At 46.0% G+C, this 16,198-nt stretch carries 19 protein-coding genes, 1 pseudogene and 1 riboswitch; of the genes and pseudogenes, 7 read left to right on the forward strand and 13 right to left on the reverse strand.

Annotation, left to right across the window (positions count from 1 at the left end; translation table 11 throughout):
- Positions 1-72: 72 nt before the first annotated feature.
- Both AB9R92_RS07620 and AB9R92_RS07625 read left to right on the forward strand, forming a co-directional pair.
- Positions 73-888 carry an alpha/beta fold hydrolase gene (locus AB9R92_RS07620; protein ID WP_370668869.1) on the forward strand — a complete coding sequence of 272 codons (816 nt, stop codon included), beginning with the start codon at positions 73-75 and terminating at the stop codon, positions 886-888.
- Positions 889-1,109: 221 nt separating this feature from the next.
- Positions 1,110-1,829 (forward strand): 3-ketoacyl-ACP reductase, encoded by a 720-nt coding sequence (locus tag AB9R92_RS07625; RefSeq protein ID WP_370668870.1) that lies wholly within the window; start codon positions 1,110-1,112, stop codon positions 1,827-1,829.
- A gap of 42 nt (positions 1,830-1,871) precedes the next feature.
- On the opposite strand, the gene AB9R92_RS07630 is transcribed toward AB9R92_RS07625, so the two are convergent.
- Positions 1,872-2,096 carry a hypothetical protein gene (locus AB9R92_RS07630; protein ID WP_274842055.1) on the reverse strand — a complete coding sequence of 75 codons (225 nt, stop codon included), beginning with the start codon at positions 2,094-2,096 and terminating at the stop codon, positions 1,872-1,874.
- A gap of 94 nt (positions 2,097-2,190) precedes the next feature.
- Positions 2,191-2,379, reverse strand: coding sequence for a hypothetical protein (locus tag AB9R92_RS07635; RefSeq protein WP_370668871.1), 189 nt, complete (start codon positions 2,377-2,379; stop codon positions 2,191-2,193).
- Between the two features lie 225 nt (positions 2,380-2,604).
- Here AB9R92_RS07635 and AB9R92_RS07640 point away from each other — a divergent pair, with 225 nt between their 5' ends.
- Complete coding sequence (locus tag AB9R92_RS07640) at positions 2,605-2,889, forward strand: hypothetical protein (RefSeq protein WP_370668872.1); 285 nt, start codon at positions 2,605-2,607, stop codon at positions 2,887-2,889.
- Between the two features lie 155 nt (positions 2,890-3,044).
- On the opposite strand, the gene AB9R92_RS07645 is transcribed toward AB9R92_RS07640, so the two are convergent.
- The 7 genes and pseudogenes from AB9R92_RS07645 to AB9R92_RS07675 all read right to left on the reverse strand — a co-directional run bounded on the left by AB9R92_RS07645 (position 3,045) and on the right by AB9R92_RS07675 (position 8,257).
- A complete protein-coding gene (locus AB9R92_RS07645) occupies positions 3,045-3,848 on the reverse strand; it encodes an endonuclease I family protein (RefSeq protein ID WP_370669095.1) in 804 nt (267 codons plus the stop codon).
- A 723-nt stretch (positions 3,849-4,571) separates the two neighbouring features.
- A pseudogene (locus tag AB9R92_RS07650) lies at positions 4,572-4,991 on the reverse strand (lamin tail domain-containing protein); the annotation flags it as partial.
- Between the two features lie 318 nt (positions 4,992-5,309).
- Positions 5,310-5,477 carry a hypothetical protein gene (locus AB9R92_RS07655; RefSeq protein WP_370668873.1) on the reverse strand — a complete coding sequence of 56 codons (168 nt, stop codon included), beginning with the start codon at positions 5,475-5,477 and terminating at the stop codon, positions 5,310-5,312.
- Between the two features lie 131 nt (positions 5,478-5,608).
- Positions 5,609-6,070 (reverse strand): hypothetical protein, encoded by a 462-nt coding sequence (locus AB9R92_RS07660; protein ID WP_370668874.1) that lies wholly within the window; start codon positions 6,068-6,070, stop codon positions 5,609-5,611.
- A 68-nt stretch (positions 6,071-6,138) separates the two neighbouring features.
- On the reverse strand, positions 6,139-6,378 hold the full coding sequence (locus AB9R92_RS07665; RefSeq protein ID WP_370668875.1) for a hypothetical protein: 240 nt from the start codon (positions 6,376-6,378) through the stop codon (positions 6,139-6,141).
- A gap of 295 nt (positions 6,379-6,673) precedes the next feature.
- The gene (locus AB9R92_RS07670) at positions 6,674-7,000 is read right to left on the reverse strand and encodes a DUF2268 domain-containing putative Zn-dependent protease (protein ID WP_370668876.1); all 327 of its coding nucleotides are present in this window, start codon (positions 6,998-7,000) and stop codon (positions 6,674-6,676) included.
- Positions 7,001-7,219: 219 nt separating this feature from the next.
- Positions 7,220-8,257, reverse strand: a complete 1,038-nt coding sequence (locus AB9R92_RS07675; RefSeq protein ID WP_370668877.1) for a family 20 glycosylhydrolase — start codon at positions 8,255-8,257, stop codon at positions 7,220-7,222.
- 749 nt (positions 8,258-9,006) lie between these two features.
- On the opposite strand from AB9R92_RS07675, the gene AB9R92_RS07680 reads away from it, so the two are divergent.
- Positions 9,007-9,771: an alpha/beta family hydrolase gene (locus tag AB9R92_RS07680; protein ID WP_370668878.1), complete on the forward strand. Its 765-nt coding sequence runs from the start codon at positions 9,007-9,009 to the stop codon at positions 9,769-9,771.
- 59 nt (positions 9,772-9,830) lie between these two features.
- Here AB9R92_RS07680 and AB9R92_RS07685 read toward each other — a convergent pair whose 3' ends face one another.
- Positions 9,831-10,328 carry a ferritin gene (locus AB9R92_RS07685; RefSeq protein ID WP_370668879.1) on the reverse strand — a complete coding sequence of 166 codons (498 nt, stop codon included), beginning with the start codon at positions 10,326-10,328 and terminating at the stop codon, positions 9,831-9,833.
- Between the two features lie 549 nt (positions 10,329-10,877).
- Positions 10,878-11,057: riboswitch (cobalamin riboswitch) on the forward strand.
- Between the two features lie 167 nt (positions 11,058-11,224).
- Here AB9R92_RS07685 and AB9R92_RS07690 point away from each other — a divergent pair.
- Both AB9R92_RS07690 and AB9R92_RS07695 read left to right on the forward strand, forming a co-directional pair.
- On the forward strand, positions 11,225-11,767 hold the full coding sequence (locus tag AB9R92_RS07690) for a hypothetical protein (protein ID WP_370668880.1): 543 nt from the start codon (positions 11,225-11,227) through the stop codon (positions 11,765-11,767).
- Positions 11,764-12,723: an ABC transporter substrate-binding protein gene (locus AB9R92_RS07695; RefSeq protein WP_370668881.1), complete on the forward strand. Its 960-nt coding sequence runs from the start codon at positions 11,764-11,766 to the stop codon at positions 12,721-12,723. The genes AB9R92_RS07690 and AB9R92_RS07695 overlap by 4 nt, the downstream gene beginning before the upstream one ends.
- A gap of 169 nt (positions 12,724-12,892) precedes the next feature.
- Here the strand turns inward: AB9R92_RS07695 and AB9R92_RS07700 are convergent, their stop codons facing one another.
- From AB9R92_RS07700 to AB9R92_RS07710, 3 genes are read right to left on the reverse strand one after another with little or no spacing between them, the layout of a single operon-like run.
- A complete protein-coding gene (locus AB9R92_RS07700; protein WP_370668882.1) occupies positions 12,893-13,342 on the reverse strand; it encodes a biotin/lipoyl-containing protein in 450 nt (149 codons plus the stop codon).
- A gap of 14 nt (positions 13,343-13,356) precedes the next feature.
- On the reverse strand, positions 13,357-14,379 hold the full coding sequence (locus tag AB9R92_RS07705) for an alpha-ketoacid dehydrogenase subunit beta (RefSeq protein ID WP_370668883.1): 1,023 nt from the start codon (positions 14,377-14,379) through the stop codon (positions 13,357-13,359).
- 22 nt (positions 14,380-14,401) lie between these two features.
- Positions 14,402-15,367 (reverse strand): thiamine pyrophosphate-dependent dehydrogenase E1 component subunit alpha, encoded by a 966-nt coding sequence (locus AB9R92_RS07710; RefSeq protein ID WP_370669096.1) that lies wholly within the window; start codon positions 15,365-15,367, stop codon positions 14,402-14,404.
- 346 nt (positions 15,368-15,713) lie between these two features.
- Between AB9R92_RS07710 and AB9R92_RS07715 the strand changes: the two genes are divergently transcribed.
- Positions 15,714-16,193 (forward strand): DUF2975 domain-containing protein, encoded by a 480-nt coding sequence (locus AB9R92_RS07715; protein ID WP_370668884.1) that lies wholly within the window; start codon positions 15,714-15,716, stop codon positions 16,191-16,193.
- Positions 16,194-16,198 lie beyond the last annotated feature (5 nt).

Raw genomic sequence — 16,198 nt, forward strand, 5'->3', positions numbered from 1 at the left:
ATAAAGTTTACAGAAACTTTCAAAAAGGAAATAGAAAGGAGAAATGAAATTGGAACATTAGGAGGAACTTTCGTGGGACATTATATTCAAGTTGAAGAAAACGTGAAAATTCATGTGGAAGATATCGGTTCAGGACAGCCGGTGGTATTTCTTCACGGCTGGCCGTTGAACAACAAAGCGTTCGAATACCAGACGAGCTTGCTTGCAAAGAACGGCTTCCGTTATATCGGCGTGGATATGCGCGGCTACGGAAAATCCGATAAGCCATGGTCAGGATACGATTACGACACCATGGCCAAAGACCTTGAAGCGGTCGTCAATGAACTTCGCCTTGAGCAATTCGTGCTCGCCGGCTTTTCGATGGGCGGCCCGATCGCAATCCGCTATTTGACGAAATTCGGCCAGGACAAGGTCGCGAAACTATTGTTGATGGGCGCTGCAGCCCCGAGCTTCACGCAGCGTGACGATTTCAATGTCGGCATGAAGCCGGAAGAAGTGGACGACATCATCGCACAAATCGAAAAAGACCGCCCGGCGTTTCTTGCAGAATTTGCAGACCTGTTTTTCGAACAGAAGCATTCCCCGCAATTCCTTGATTGGTTCCAGTCATTGGCACTTGAAGCAGGCGCACATTCCACGCTGAACTCAGCCGCAGCCCTGCGCGATGAAGACTTGCGCGGCGAACTGTCATCCATTACGGTCCCGACCGCCATTTTCCACGGCAAAAAAGACCAGATCTGCCCTTACGAATTCGGCGAAATCCTGGACAAGGAAATCCCGAACTCCGTACTCGTCCCGTTCAAAGACAGCGGACACGGCATCAACGCCGACGAGCCCGAGCGTTTCAATACCGAACTCTTGAGCTTCCTGAAAAGTTCAGGCGTCTGATTAAATGAAATCCAGCCTTCCCACATTCGGGAAGGCTGGATTTTTTAATTCACGGGGAAAGCCGTTGCAAATGAGCGCACAATGCTGATGATTTCTTTTCTGGCCTATCTTTTGTTTCTCCTCAAGACACCTTGCATGCATTTCGGGGCCAAATCCCAGATAATAAGAAAGTATTTACTAATGGGACGGCTTTTACGTACCCGAATTTAAGGAGTGTTTTGATGCAATCAATTAAAGGAAAAACAGCGATCATCACAGGCGGAGGGCGCGGCATCGGCCGGGCGACGGCCATTGCCCTTGCAAATGAAGGCGTCAATGTCGGCTTGATCGGCCTGAAACAGGAAAACCTCGACAAAGTGTCCGTCGAACTGCAAGATGCGAATGTCAAAGTGGCAACTGCCTCTGCCGACGTTACGGATCTTACCGCGATCGAACAAGCGGTTGAAAAATTGAAAAACGAACTCGGCGCTATCGATATCCTCATCAATAACGCAGGCACCGGGAAATTCGGCGGCTTTTTGGAACTGTCACCGGAAGAATGGAAAAACATCGTCGACGTCAATTTGATGGGCGTCTATAACGCAACACGTGCTGTCCTTCCTGGCATGATCGAGCAAAGTTCAGGCGATATCATCAATATTTCGTCCACTGCCGGACAAAAAGGCGCACCGGTTACGAGCGCGTATAGCTCCTCGAAGTTCGCTGTCATGGGCTTGACCGAGTCGCTCGCACTTGAAGTACGCAAACACAATATCCGTGTCACGGCGATGACGCCAAGCACAGTCGTCACGGACCTGGCCCACGAATCGAATCTGATCACCGGCGACGCGGAACGCGTCATGCATCCGGAAGATTTGGCCGACTTGATCGTCGCCAGCTTGAAACTGCATCCGCGCGTTTTCGTTAAAAGCGCGGGATTGTGGTCGACCAACCCGTCCTAAACAAAAAAAGGAGCTTGGGGGAATTCCCTCAAGCTCCTTTTTTTATTTCTGTTGTTCCGGTAAATCGCGCTCGTCTTCTTCAGACACATGCTTCGAGTATTCTTTTGCGTCTTCTTGCTGGTCTCGCCCTTTTTCTTCGCCGTAATCCGTTGCTTCGTTATCTCCGTCCAAAGCTTGTTTCGTTTTATTGATCGCTTTATCGATCGCAGATTCGCGCGCCCCGACTTGCTTTTCAGGCGTGCGTCCAGCCGTTCCTTTTCTAGCCATACAGCAATTCCTCCTTGTCGTGCATTTTGTATACTGTACCCGCTCATCCGGAACTTACACCTGCTTGGCTACAAAACCACTGTCAATCGCCCGGTTAAAACATGCCGCTTTCGTGATTATTGCGCCCTGCATGGCGGCTCGCATCTGCTTCCGCCGTACTTTGGTTCAAAGTCTTTTCTGTTTTGTCTAAGCTGTATTTCTTTTTGGTCAATTTGTCCACCACGTAACTGCCGATAAACAACGCCCCAAAGAACCCCCAGAAAATCCACATCATCCAATGCATAAAATCCTCCCCTTTCATTTTTTCTTGCCCTCATTTATCCCTTTGCCTTGTAATACGTTTCTCATTGCATAAAGTTTCAAAAATCGGTATTTTCAGTAATTTCCTCAACTAATTTCTTCCTGATTTTTGCAATTCCTCCAACTACCTAAGCAGCTGCACGAAACCAATCAGCATTTCAGATGGTCTTAATTAACATTAATTCCCTATACAACTGGAGGTGAAACTATGTGGTTCCTCTTCGGGCTGATTGCAATCGCTGCGACTTGTGTAAACCTTTATCTATACGTGAAAGGCAAAGAGTATAAATTCGCAATGGCTGCGGGGCTATCGTTTACCGCACTAACTGCCGTGGCAGATTACAGCATGGTCGCCGATTGGGTACGGGCAGAAGATTGGTCTGCGCTATCGGATGTGGTGCCGATCATGTCAACAACGTTATGGGTGTTGACGGTCATTTCGATTTTCTTGAACATCAGCCCTATGCTCTTGGAAATCAAAAGCAAGAAATGATGATAGCGTTCAAAAATCCCCGCACTCCTTGGTTACTGGAGGCGCGGGGATTTTAGTGGGCTTTCGCTTTCGATAAACCTTCACTATTTAACTTGGTTTATGAATTGTTTGAACTCATATTCACGATTTGTTCATTCGCACATATCAACAACTGTTTACCAGATCGATTCTGCCCATTCCGGATGGTCGACGAACGGGTTGCGGTTGCCTTGGATGTCTTCGATTTTCTCGTTGCGCTGCTGTTCCCAAGCGCTGACCGGATCTTGCTCATGCCACTCGAGCAACACGGAAATCTTGCCGTGGTAAGGCGTCGAGCCATTATTCACCAGGTCATTCAGTTCCAAATCCACTGCGTCGCCTGATTCATAACGGACCGCCATGTAGAAAAGCATCCGGGCGACATCGCCTTTCACTTCATCCGGCGGCTCCCAGGAAGTCGCTGTTCGCAAGCAGCCGTCGCATCCATTTACGGCACTGCCGCCGTAATCAAAGTCCAAATTGCCGCGCAGCCCGTTCACTTGAACATCGGTCGGGCGCAAATGGTGGATATCCGTCCCCGCGCCTCTTGACGTTCCAAAACCGCCATGGGACTTCGCCCAGGTGTGCTCACGGTTCCAGTCGCCGACATTGCCGCCGTTCAAGGATTTCGAGCGGGACTCGCCCGTATACAATAGCAGCACGTTATTCGAATTATTCGGGTCTTCGTCCGTTATTTTCAATGCATCCCATACTTGTGAATAACTAAGTTGCGTATGCCCGTCGATGATTTCATGAAGTTCCGCTTTCAATGCCTCCCCTTGCAGACCCTCTGCAGTGTCGTAATATTCATCCGGTGCTGGCGCTTCTGCAGACACTGTCACAGAAAATGACTGGGTGACGCTTTGATTGCCATCGCTTGCCGTGACACCGACGATATGCGATCCTTCCGGCAAGTCGAGCGTCAAGTCCGAGCCGTTGATCGTCCCTTTTGTCGATGAGAATGACAGGCTCTGCCCTTCAGGATCCGAGAAATATTCCGTCAGGTCATATTGCAAGCGATCCCCTGCCCATACTTGTTCCCCGGCAAACGCTTTCGTTGCTACGGGTGCTTTGTTTTCCTTTGGCAAATGTGGAGAAGAGATCGGCTCGCCGTCCGAATTGTAGAAGCGAATCGCTTCATGATCCGCTCCACCGATAAATTCGATTGTCTGGATGTTTTCAGCTCCCCTGATTTCAGAAATCTTCTCGCCATCCACGACCACGTGTTTTACCTCAATTCCGGTAAAATCAAAGATCGATTCTGCGCGAGCGGGGCTTAGCACCACCTTCACATCTTCAAAGCCCGTACCATGGAACTCTCCGTATTTCCCTTTCATATAGACACCATCCGTGATGGATGCCTTTCCGTCCAAGGTCACAGATACACTTGGTTGGCCAACCGTCAGTTTTTTCTTCTTCAAGTTTTCGTAGCGTAACTTCTTTTTGGGCTCCACCGGCTCTATCTCAGGATCAGCAACTGGCGCTTCCCCAGCCCCATCCATCGTATGGCTCCCTAAATGCTCAAATGTATCAGCGGGATATGCGGTCCATTCAGTGGAAGGATCGAATGCGTCATCTACTACGCTATCGCCCGATTGGATATCTGGATTACGGACAAGCGTGACGTCTTTCGTATTTTCAATGCGCGCGCCCACTTGGCCGATTGAATCGATCGGTGTTCCGTCTTTTTCCAAAACCAATGCATCGTCTCCGTTAAAATTAATCACGCCGTTGTTTTGCACATCGCCTTGTTCCTGAATCGCGGGGTCTGCGCCGCTATTATAAACAACGATCGTATCGCCGCTTGCCACACTACCGGAAAGCGCCATTTCACTTTGCACGGATGTGCTGCCGTTTGCATACAAGGCTATTGAATACGGGCTCAAGTCGATTGAAGCACCGGTCCCGTTATAAATTTCGATTGCCTTGTTCAAGCTGCTCCCTTCAATGTATTCCGAAATAAGAAGATCATTTGCCGGGGCAGCGGCTTGTGCCGTTGTTTGTGAAACGGGTACCCAAAGACTTGCCGCCAAGCCGACAGATAATAAAGCTTTCGCTGATTTGTTCCATAAGCTGTTGTGCATTGTAATGTCGTCCTCCTTTTTTGTAAAAGCGTTTTGATTCGTATTGCTGTTTTTTTCAATTCCCTTTTTGTAAATTATTGAGAATTAATAATCTTAATTTACATTTTTTTCTACTCACTCATTAAACCTTACAGAAGACATTCTGCAGCGTCAACATTATTTAGCAAAAATTACGTAAAGTTAACAAAACATAAAAAGCTCTGCAGCAATCGCGTTGTCAGCACACAATCACTGCAGAGCCTCATAGCTTAGTGAATAAATTACATCCAAAAATAAAAACCAACTCAATAATAAGTTGGTTCGATGATTTCTAGCTAATTAACTTGGATGGTGCTGGGTACGCTTTTTGCTAAGGACATACGTGTAAAGCAAAGCCCCTAGAACGAATGGAATTACTGCAATCAATATGCTCGTCGTTTCTGTGTAGATCAGAACGGCAGGCGAAAACAATAGAATGATGCTTATTATTTTTAACAAAGTATTCATCAACTTCCCCCTAAAGATTGCGAATCATGCTTCCGGCACGTTTGCTTGTCTTTACTAGACCTGTTCCCTCCACCATAAAGAAATACACTCTTTCAGAATATATTTCTTGGAGGTATTATCCGGACCAAAGCTTATTCGAGAACAGCGTAGAAAAGTTTTGAATCTCCAAGGAGGGTCAATTCATTTAAACCTTCACAGCTTGCTACATCATTAACTTGAATAGTGGAATTAAAGATTTCTCCATAAAGTATAGGAACTTGTACTTCTGATTCTGTCTCGAACTCGAAACTCCCCGTCGTATAAGGCAAGTCACCAGTGACTTCAAATCTGTGATTTGGAGCGCTTCGGTACCAGCTATAGCCCTTTTCACTTTCTGTGATACTTGCTACACCTAAAGAGTTATCCTGTGCATACAACACGATTGTTTCGCCGTCATATTCTTCAACGGACACATCAGCCGATGCGCTGATGCCTTCCTTTTGCAACCCGTTTTCAATTGCCTCATCCCTCGTATCGTACCAGTCGGATTGATTACAAGCAGCCAGTATGAACAATACACAAATACCAATCATTAAAGCTTTTAATTTTCTCAAATAAATCCTCCTTTGCCCTCTCGGCTTTTTCAAGACTTACCATCATAGTTAGAAAGCAATTGGCAGGTTTAGGAATTTGAAGAATTGAACCTTGCATGTATTTTATATCTATCTCCTTCGTCCACTGTATAAATTCTGCAGTTCTCCATAGCTGCCAATCTAAATGCCAGTGCACAGGCTATTTTGTAGTCAGGTGTACTATAGCTGCCATAAAGCCTTCCGTACATTTCGTTTGCTATGGAATCCGCCCATACATCTGCTTCATGCATAGTATCGAAAACAATCTCTTCTGTTTTTTGTCTGTTCATTTTATCTTCATCCCCAGTGTGAAAATCAGCTTCTTATTCAGTTGAAACTTAATCTGATTTGTCTGTTCAAGTTTGAAAGTATTGCTATCAGTTCATACTTTCCAGCTCTTTCTACTACAAAGGGTTTTCACCCTCTACCTCATGAATATACATGTCTACTTCAATAGTAGTTCCAGTTAAATAGCAAAATTCAATAACCTCTTCGTTAAATGAAATCCAAGGTGGTTCTTCATGATAAATACTCTTCATGAAGGACGAGCCAGAACCGCTTGGAAAAAGATCGCTGAAATTTAACCTAGTTTGATCCTGATATCGCATACCCGCTCCCTGCCAGAATCTCCTCAGCAGTCAATTCAAGCCATTCCGCAACTGTCATATCCGGGTGCTGCTTTAAAAATTTCTGCATAATGTCATATCCAATTATATGACTAGCAAACGGCGGTACTTCGAGAACAGCATTTCCGTAATAAAAATCATTCCAAATTTCGATCTCGGGAGAATCTTTTTCTTCCAAGAACAGTGCTTTGGTTTTTTCTGTAATCTTTTCATCTGCGTTCAATATCCAGTCTTGTTTCGTTTTTGGATAATTCATTCTCGCGAAAGCTTCAGCTTTTCCTTCCATTGAAGAAATGTTCTTGGCTAAGTAATTTTTGAGTTATTAAAAGAACAGCCGCAAGGGATGACAAGTGTTAATTATCATTAGCAAATAAATTCCCCGAATAAAGACTCCAGCGCTATGAAGTTTTCTAAAAGCTTTATAATGCTGGGGTCTTCGAGTAGTGAGCTATCAAAATTAAGAAGAGGATAAATATCATGTGACAACTTTGCAATTATAAATATATTAGCTTTGGCTTATTTTTAAATAATTTTTTACTAACGGCAAAATTTGATTTAATAATTGTTCATCTGTTAATTCGACTCCACGCTCAGTCCAAAATGTATATGCAGTACCTTTAAGGACACCTTGCGTATCAACCTCGCCATAAGGATTATCTTTGTAACAAAATATATCCGATTTATGAGATGCCTTTACGTATTCAATTTGTTCTGTGATAGCTTCTATATTAAGGTTGTCATTACTTGGGCTGTACACCAATGTATAAAAATTCGAATTGTGAAGTGCTCTTTTGTGCGATATAAACACCTCCGGGGGCAACATGCCTTCTTGCCAATACACGATTTCTACATTTGAATTTAATGCATATAACCCGGCTTCATTTAAAGAATCGTTCCATATTCTCGGCTTATAGCCGCATTGCTCGACATAACTGGAAATCGTATTTATAAACCTTACATACTCTTCTTGAAAGTTATTTGTCCCAGGTACTTCGTCACCTCCTATTGAAAATACTTGGTGCCCTTTATATTTGTCTTGCTTAAATAAAAAGGCTATTTCCTCTATCAGATATTTAACGAACTTTGTTGCTTGAGAATTATCGAAATAGTCAACTAAACCCTCATCAAAGTCTGACACGATAGAATTATAAAATTTTTCACCGAACTTTTCTTTGACAAGGCTCAACCATCCCTTTGAGTGGCTTGGAACATCAAAATCTGGAATGATCATCACATCTCTATCATTTGCATAAGTGATGAGTTCTAAGATTTCACTTTTAATGAGGTATTGGTCATTCGTTTCCATCAAAGTCTGACCTAAGATTTCAGAGTATAGCCGGTATCCCTCTGCATCCGAAAAATGCAATTGAAGATAATTACCGCCACCTGCTTGAATCTCATCGATAATGCGCATTAAGAACGGCACTGATACATGACGCCTGGAAGTATCTAATATAATACCGCTGATCAATCGGGACTGAGCAGCTTCTCCATGCAAGTGTTTTGATAAATTGAAGAGTTTTTTTATAATCCGATTCTGCAATATAAAAACCTCCTGATTTTAAGCATAAATGAAGAGTGACAAAGTGCATGGCTAATGTCGTTTTGTTGGAATCGAAACAGATGGACCTTTTTGAAAAGCTATTCTTATCCTTCTCAATTCCTATTCTTTGCTCCCAAGTTCTTTAAGGCCTTAATAAGATTGTTTTCATATGTTAACTGACGCTCTAATTAAATTCGGTATTCCTCTCTGATTATAACAACCGGTTATTCTGGTATCCTTAAGTAGATATAATGCCTAACAAACAGACCTTAATAAGCAGCTTATATATGAATAATAGGTGGCACGGGGTGTAGCCGTGTTACTAGGGATTGTATCCTTTTTCACAGGTGAAATCGTAACTTTCATAATGCTTGGTTTTATATTAATGGCTTTAATTAATATTAATTCAACCTTAAAAGCTAACTTTAAAAAAGAGTGGGAACAAAAAGAGAAATAAATTACCCTTAGAATGCCTCTCAAGACGTCCCCGAATTAAGGGGAAATTGCTTAACAAACATTCTAGATAGGAAGCGCACAGACAAATTCTTTACCTTTGTGGCTTGTTGCGGGATTTTACTAAGTCCCGGTTAACTTTTTCCGGTAATATTTACACTTAAGTTGGATGAAGCTTTAATTTAATGCGAATTAAGTGAATACTTTCAAAAAATCCAGAAAGGAAAATTATTTATAATTTTAACCGGTGGATTAGCTATATTTTTCTGCTTGGTTAAATTAGGAATAATTCGGTAATGATCATGAAAAAAATTCTAAACAAAAAAACCCTTTTCATCTCGCTTTTCATACTAGCTTTAGTCGTAATTCTGAGCTTCTCTATCTTTTTTATATGGTCTCAAAATACATTTGAAGCGGTAGATGCTGAACAAATCGAAATGGAGGAAGTTGTAGAACCCGAGGATGGGTGGTATATCTTTAGGGCAGAAAATGCAGAAAAAGGGTTGATCCTTTATCCTGGCGCAAAAGTCGAACCTGAAGCATATGCTTATTTAGCACAAGAATTATCAAAGCAAAATATCACAGTCGCTATTCCTTCAGTCAGATTAAATTTGTCTATTCTAGATGTTTCAAAAGCGGATGAAATCATAGAAAGTGACGACAGCATCGAGTGGTATGTTTCGGGCCATTCAATGGGAGGCGCAGCAGCCGCTATGTATGCCGATCAGCAGTTAGATCGCGTAAGCGGGCTCATATTGCTTGGGGCATACGCAGCAAGCAATGACTATTTGAGTGAATCCAACTTACCCGTTCTATCCATCAGCGGTTCACAAGACGGCTTAAGTACACCTGAAAAGATTAAGGAAAACAGCCCGAACTTGCCGGAAACAACAGATTTCATTGAAATCCCAGGCGGAAACCACGCGTATTTCGGCGTATATGGCAGTCAGTCCGGCGACAATGAGGCCCAGATTACCGTTAGTGAACAACAAGAAATCATCATCGATTTAATTGTTGAGTGGTTCGAAAATGATCATTCCTTAAGTCAAAGTGAATCATGATAAATTAAAAATTATAAAAAAAGCACACAATAAGCTGTGTGCTTTTTTTTACGATCATATTAATCTTCTAGTTTTCTTGAAGCGAACTCGTCGTCCATTTTCAGGAAATACTCGCCGCCTTCTTCGATGCCTCTTATGCGAATGATCATGTCCCGGAACATTTTTTCTTCTTCCATTTGTTCTTCGATGAACCAATCCAAAAATGAAAGCGTAGCATGTTCCTGCAGTTCATCCGCCATGCTTACCAGTTTATATATGTTTGCCGTGACTGACTTTTCCTGCGCCAGTGAAGCTTCTACAACATCCAGAGCACTGGTATATTCGTTTCTCGGTTCCGTTAACGCCTGGAGTACGGGTTGTTCATCCATCGTCACCAAGTAATGATAGAATTTCATCGCGTGAACATGTTCTTCTCGTGATTGGACTAAATAGAAATTGGCAAATCCATGATACCCTTTTTCCGAAAAATATGACGCCATCGCTGTGTACGCATGTGCAGCTTGAAGTTCGTTATTGAATTGATCGTTCAAGGCTTCCGTCAAATTTGTTGGTAGCATGTTGAATTCCTCCTCTACTCTATTTAGCGGTATTATAACACGTTCATTGATTAAGCAATTCAATAGGAGTTTGATAGGAAATAAAATTGTCAATACACTTCACAATGAACTATCAAGCGACGCCGCGTCCAAGGGCTAGGCGAAGCGATGAGACGGGCGCCCTCCCCGGCTCAGTGCAGGAGCCATGCCCAAAGCGGCCGGCGCGATGATTTCATACAATATCTTCATTCCAACAAGATCAATTTTATATCCTATAATAAACCAGACACTGCGACTCAGTGCGCAGCGCTGGGAGCATTCCACTCGCCTATATCTTTCAAACAGTGGAGTTTAAATAAATCATCCTCTTTTCACAATGAACAACCCCAGCGACGCCGCGTCCAAGGGCTAGGCGAAGCGATGAGACGGGCGCCCTCCCCGGCTCAGTGCGGGAGCCATGCCCAAAGCGGCCGGCGCGGCGAATCAAATACATGCCTTCATTCAAGCAAATAACATTTCTACAATGCTCTCCTAAATTCACCTCAAAAATGCTACACTGAAACTAAGTAAATAATCATGCAGGGAAAAGGTGCTGATTCGTCAGCGTAACAGGGAATCCGGTGGAAATCCGGAGCTGTTTCCGCAACTGTAAGTGCGTATGAAATAAGAGATGCCACTGGGGAGACCCGGGAAGGCCTTAGAGTAAAGCGATGCACAAGCCAGGAGACCTACCTTTTTCTGAACGTATTTTTGCTCTTCGGAAGATAAGAGGATCTACGGCAACTTTTTCCTATGGACAGCTTTGTGCTGGATATTCGCAATCGTGCCACTCTCTTCGTTGAGAGTGGCTTTTTTTGTCTCTTTTAGAAAGCGATACGTCTGCTGATATTTACGGATTCTATCCAGGAGGTGAACAAATGAAAAAAGACATGCGCTATTTGTGCTATCCGTTTATGAGGGAAAGCGCTTCGACGGTCGATTTCGAGATCCGCACCGATTCCTTGACGACGCGGATCGGCGAAGCCATCGCGGTCAACGATGTCCCTCAAATCATCGATGATTTGCGCTACCTGCAGCCGATGGTCTATCACTTGAACGGCTCGGTACGCGGGAAACTCGCCATTACCGAACAAGACCTCGCCGATCTCAGTAACTTGTACGACCGCTACGTCGCAGAAGTGAAAGAAGAAATTGACCAGTTCGTCCTGCCGCAAGGAACGCACGGTGCGTGCATTCTCCACGTCTGCCGCAGCGAAGCGAAAAAATCCGTCCGCGCCCTGCACCATGTGACGCTTGAGCGCGAAGTGCCGGAGCATTTGATGGACTATGCCAACCTGCTCGCCAATGTCTTTTTTGTCATGGCCGTCTATGCCAATAAGCAGCACGGCGTCAATGAAATCCCGTTCGTCAGCAAATCCTATCCAACAAAACGCATGAAGAAAAAGGAGACTCACTCGTGAAAATCAAATCATTTCTCTTACTCAGCATTCCACTCGCTTTAACACTCGGTGCTTGCCAGGATGAGGCTGCCGAAGCACCCGCAACGGAAGAAACAACCGAAGAAACGTCCACTGAAACGTCAAGTGACGCTCCGTACACCGTCACCGATGACCGCGGCGAAGAAATCGAATTCGAACAAGCGCCTGAAACGATCGTCTCGCTTATCCCGAGCAATACCGAAATCGTCTTCGCACTCGATGCCGGCGATCAATTGGTCGGCGTCACGGACTTTGACAACTACCCGGAAGCCGCACAAGACATCGAACGTGTCAGTGATTCAGTCGAATTCAATGCCGAGAAAATCATCCAGCTCGACCCGGATGTCGTTTTGGCTTATTCAACCGGCGAAGCACCGCCTGCGCTAGCGCAACTTGAAGACGCCGATATTCCGGTATTCGTCATCGAATCGGCCACTTCATTCGACGAAGTCTACGGTGATATCGAACAAATCGCCTCTGTTCTTGCGAAAGAAGAAAAAGGCGCTGAAGTGATCGAAGGCATCCAAACGCAAATCGAAGATGTCCAGGAACGCCTTGCCGCGGTTGACGAGCAAAAAGAAGTGTACGTGGAAATCAGCCCGTCTCCTGAAATCTACACGACCGGCAAGTCGACATTCATGCAGGAAATCCTTGACCACGCCCAAGTAACCAATGCCTTTGAAGATCTTGAAGGATGGCCGAGTATCTCCGAAGAAGAAGTCATCACCCGCGATCCAGAAGTCATCTTGACGACCGTTTCTTATGTCGAAGATGCCGTCGGTGATATCGAAGCGCGCGACAGCTGGTCGGATGTGGACGCCATCGAGAACGACGAAGTGCATTTCATCGATTCCGACATCACTTCCCGCCCTGGGCCGCGCATCGGCGAAGCCGTACAGTTAGTTGCGGAAACCGTTTATCCTGAATTGATGGAATAAGTCTATTCATTCAATAAGAGCAGGCACTTTTCAAGCTGCACCCGTATTTATCAAGTGCCGAGTAATGGGGGTGCAAGTGCTGTCATTCTTGCGTACCAATAAAAATGAATAATCAATTCATCAACAAAAAAAGGCGCAACCGATCAAACCGGTTGCGCCTTTTCTTTATTCATAACCCCGCTTCATCGCGGATGTCCTGTTCGGTGATCGCCCCGCCTTTCCCACTGCCTTTGACGCCTTCAAGTTTGACGCCCAGTTCTTTTGCGAGATGGCGCAGCCTCGGCGACACGCGGGTGAAGCCCGCCGTTTCCTGCGGCGCTTCGTTTTCTTCCGCCTGTTCGAGGTGGACTTTTTCGGAAGCTGCTGTGTTTCCGGCAGCTTGTCCTTTCGGGTCGATGACCGCAAGTAATGTGCCGGCTTTGGCGGAATCGCCGCGCTTCACGTGGATTTTCTTCACCGTCCCGCTCGTTTCGGCACGGATTTCCGATACCGCTTTTTCCGTCTGCACTTCACACAGCGCAGCGCCTTCTTCGACATAATCGCCTTCATCCACGAACCACAGGACAATCAAGCTCTCATCGGTATCTTCCGAAAGCTTCGGTAACGTCACATCATGCATTCCATCGCCTCCTCTTACGCTTCATCCATCATCTGTTTGACCGTTTCGACGATTTTGTCCGGCCCCGGCAAGACGAAATCTTCGAGCACATGGCTATACGGAATCGGCACATCCGGAATCGCGAGTCGCTTGATCGGCGATTCGAGTTCATAGAGCGCTTCCTCCGAGACGATGGCCGCAATTTCCGCGGTCATGCCATACGAGCGGTAGTCTTCGTCGACGACGACCAGCCGATGTGTTTTCTTCACCGACTTGATGATCGTATCTTTATCAATCGGCGCCAAAGAACGCAAATCGATGACTTCCGCTTCGATGCCGTCTTTTGCGAGACGTTCCGCCGCTTCCATCGCGAAATGCGTCATCATCTGGATGCCGACAATGGTCACGTCTTTGCCTTCCCGCATGACCTTCGCTTTGTCGAGCGGCACAGTATACGATTCTTCCGGCACATGGCCGACCGCATAATCAAGCTGATCCATCCAGCCGAGCCCTTGAAGCGATTTGTGGAACATGAAAACAACCGGATTGTCGTCGCGGATTGCGGAGGTCATCATGCCTTTCAAGTCATACGGCGTGCTCGGCGCGACCACTTTCATGCCCGGCATATGGGCGAACGTCGCATACAAAGTCTGGGAATGCTGCGCAGCGTCGCTATAGCCGCCGCCGACTGCTGTCATAAGCACCATCGGCAAGCGGACATTGCCGCCAGACATATAGGGGATCTTCGCCATATGGTTGTAGATCTGGTCCATGCAGACGCCGAAGAAATCGACGAACATCAATTCCGCAATCGGCCGCATGCCTTCTGCCGCCGCCCCGATGGCCGCACCGATAAACGCGGTCTCGGAAATCGGCGTATCGAGCACGCGCTCCGGCCCGAATTTTTCCATTAAGCCTTGCGTCGAGCCGAAAATGCCGCCGTATTTTCCGATGTCTTCACCAAGCACGAATACGTTTTTGTCGTTCTCCATCTCCTGGGCAATCGCTTCCGCCATCGCTTTATTGCCCGTCAGCATTCTTTTTTTCGCTGTCTCCATTTCGGAATCTCTCCTTTTCGGATTAAGATGTAAAGACGTCATCCAATGCGGCTTCAGGTTTCGGATAATCACTGTCGCGTGCGAATTGGTACGCGTCATCGACTTCTTGTTTAGCGCGGGTCTCGATATCTTGCAGTTCCGATTCAGTTACTTGTTCGGCATCCAGCAGCTGCTGGCGCAGTTTCATGATCGGGTCGCGTGCCCGCAGTCCGGGAACTTCTTCCTTATCCCGGTATAACTCGGGATCGCCTTGGAAATGGCCGAGGAAACGGAAAGTCTCGATTTCGATGATGGTCGGGCCCTGTCCGTTGCGTGCCCGGTTGACCGCTTCTTCGGAGGCTTTATACATCGCGACCGGATCGTTGTCTTTGACGTAAGCGCCCGCGACGCCATATGCGGAGGCGCGCAGATCGTTCGATTCGACCGAAGTCGAAGATTTCTTCGGTACCGAAATGCCGTATGAATTGTCTTCCACGACGAGGATCAGCGGCAAGTTCCACAAAGCGGCGAGATTGAGCGATTCATGGAACGCCCCGGCATTCGCCGCCCCTTCGCCGATGAAGGCAACCGCGACCCAGTCTTTGCCTTTCATTTTATTGGCCATGGCCGCACCGACCGCATGCGGAATGCCGGCTGCGACGATGCCGCCGCAAGAAAACTTCGCTTGCGGGTCGAACAAATGCATATGGCCTCCCTTGCCTTTTCCAAGCCCGCTTTCCTTGCCGAAAATCTCCGCCGTCATTTTCTTCAAATCGACGCCTTTGGCTATGGCGTGATGATGCGGGCGGTGCGGCGCAGTCACCGTATCGTCTTTCGTCAAATGCACCATCATCCCTGCGGCGGCTGGCTCTTGCCCCGTCGCGAGATGCATTTCACCCGGTACGGGGCCTTCGCCGATATTGAACACCGGTGATTTGCCTTCCGTGTATGCCTCCACCATCTGGTCTTCGTAATAGCGGATCTTGACCATTTGTTCGTACATCCACATCAGCTTGTCGACAGATACAGAAGGCTGCTTCTCTTCGAACTTAGTCACTGTTACTCCTCCTTTTTTACTCCATGAATTCAAAGGCATGCGACAAATTCCATAGGCCTAAACACTCTCAGTGTACTGTGTTTCTATAAATATTTCAATATTCTGATAACAAAATACTAGAGAATTTACAATTAAGTTAGTTTTATTATTTAACGGCGAAACTTGCAAAACTGATTAAACATGCGGCTATTGTTTCTTTCCTTTCAAAACTGTAATATCGCTAAACACTAATTATTTATTGATAAACGATAAATAAATCGCTATACTTTGGTTATTAACAAGTAAAGAGGTGTGTTTGATGAAACGGGAGACTTTGTTTTTGAAAGTGGTGCTGTTCCTTATGGCATTGCCGGTTGTTGCACTATGCATCTTCGTGGTGCTGCCGCTTTCGAGCATCATCCAGGACGGGCCGGAGCAGCTGGCGTTTTTGCAATATGTGTTTGTGGCTTTGCTTTATGCGACGGCGCTTGCGTATTTCGTCGCACTGTACCAGACTTATAAATTATTGAGCTTTATCGATGAAAATATCGCCTTCTCTGTGCGCTCAGTGACGGCGATCAAAAACATCAAACGGTGTGCACTCTTCATCACTGGCATTTACGTTCTCGCCATGCCGTTGTTTTACATGATCGCAGAAATCGATGATGCCCCGGGACTGATCCTCATGGGCGCAGCAATCGGTTTTGGCGCACTTGTCATCGCGGTTTTCGCCGCAGTTCTGCAGAAATTGCTTGCGCACGCCATCGACATCAAATCAGAAAACGATCTTACGGTCTGAGGTGA

This window comes from Planococcus sp. SSTMD024, assembly GCF_041320495.1.
GTDB lineage: Bacteria > Bacillota > Bacilli > Bacillales_A > Planococcaceae > Planococcus.

Bases quoted from the DNA above. Each gene is read 5' to 3' on its own strand.
- AB9R92_RS07625 (WP_370668870.1), top strand. From the start codon at position 1,110: ATGCAATCAATTAAAGGAAAAACAGCGATCATCACAGGCGGAGGGCGC.
- AB9R92_RS07630 (WP_274842055.1), bottom strand. From the start codon at position 2,096: ATGGCTAGAAAAGGAACGGCTGGACGCACGCCTGAAAAGCAAGTCGGG.
- AB9R92_RS07635 (WP_370668871.1), bottom strand. From the start codon at position 2,379: ATGCATTGGATGATGTGGATTTTCTGGGGGTTCTTTGGGGCGTTGTTT.
- AB9R92_RS07640 (WP_370668872.1), top strand. From the start codon at position 2,605: ATGTGGTTCCTCTTCGGGCTGATTGCAATCGCTGCGACTTGTGTAAAC.
- AB9R92_RS07655 (WP_370668873.1), bottom strand. From the start codon at position 5,477: ATGAATACTTTGTTAAAAATAATAAGCATCATTCTATTGTTTTCGCCT.
- AB9R92_RS07665 (WP_370668875.1), bottom strand. From the start codon at position 6,378: ATGAACAGACAAAAAACAGAAGAGATTGTTTTCGATACTATGCATGAA.
- AB9R92_RS07670 (WP_370668876.1), bottom strand. From the start codon at position 7,000: ATGGAAGGAAAAGCTGAAGCTTTCGCGAGAATGAATTATCCAAAAACG.
- AB9R92_RS07680 (WP_370668878.1), top strand. From the start codon at position 9,007: ATGATCATGAAAAAAATTCTAAACAAAAAAACCCTTTTCATCTCGCTT.
- AB9R92_RS07685 (WP_370668879.1), bottom strand. From the start codon at position 10,328: ATGCTACCAACAAATTTGACGGAAGCCTTGAACGATCAATTCAATAAC.
- AB9R92_RS07690 (WP_370668880.1), top strand. From the start codon at position 11,225: ATGAAAAAAGACATGCGCTATTTGTGCTATCCGTTTATGAGGGAAAGC.
- AB9R92_RS07700 (WP_370668882.1), bottom strand. From the start codon at position 13,342: ATGCATGATGTGACGTTACCGAAGCTTTCGGAAGATACCGATGAGAGC.
- AB9R92_RS07705 (WP_370668883.1), bottom strand. From the start codon at position 14,379: ATGGAGACAGCGAAAAAAAGAATGCTGACGGGCAATAAAGCGATGGCG.
- AB9R92_RS07710 (WP_370669096.1), bottom strand. From the start codon at position 15,367: ATGTGGATGTACGAACAAATGGTCAAGATCCGCTATTACGAAGACCAG.
- AB9R92_RS07715 (WP_370668884.1), top strand. From the start codon at position 15,714: ATGAAACGGGAGACTTTGTTTTTGAAAGTGGTGCTGTTCCTTATGGCA.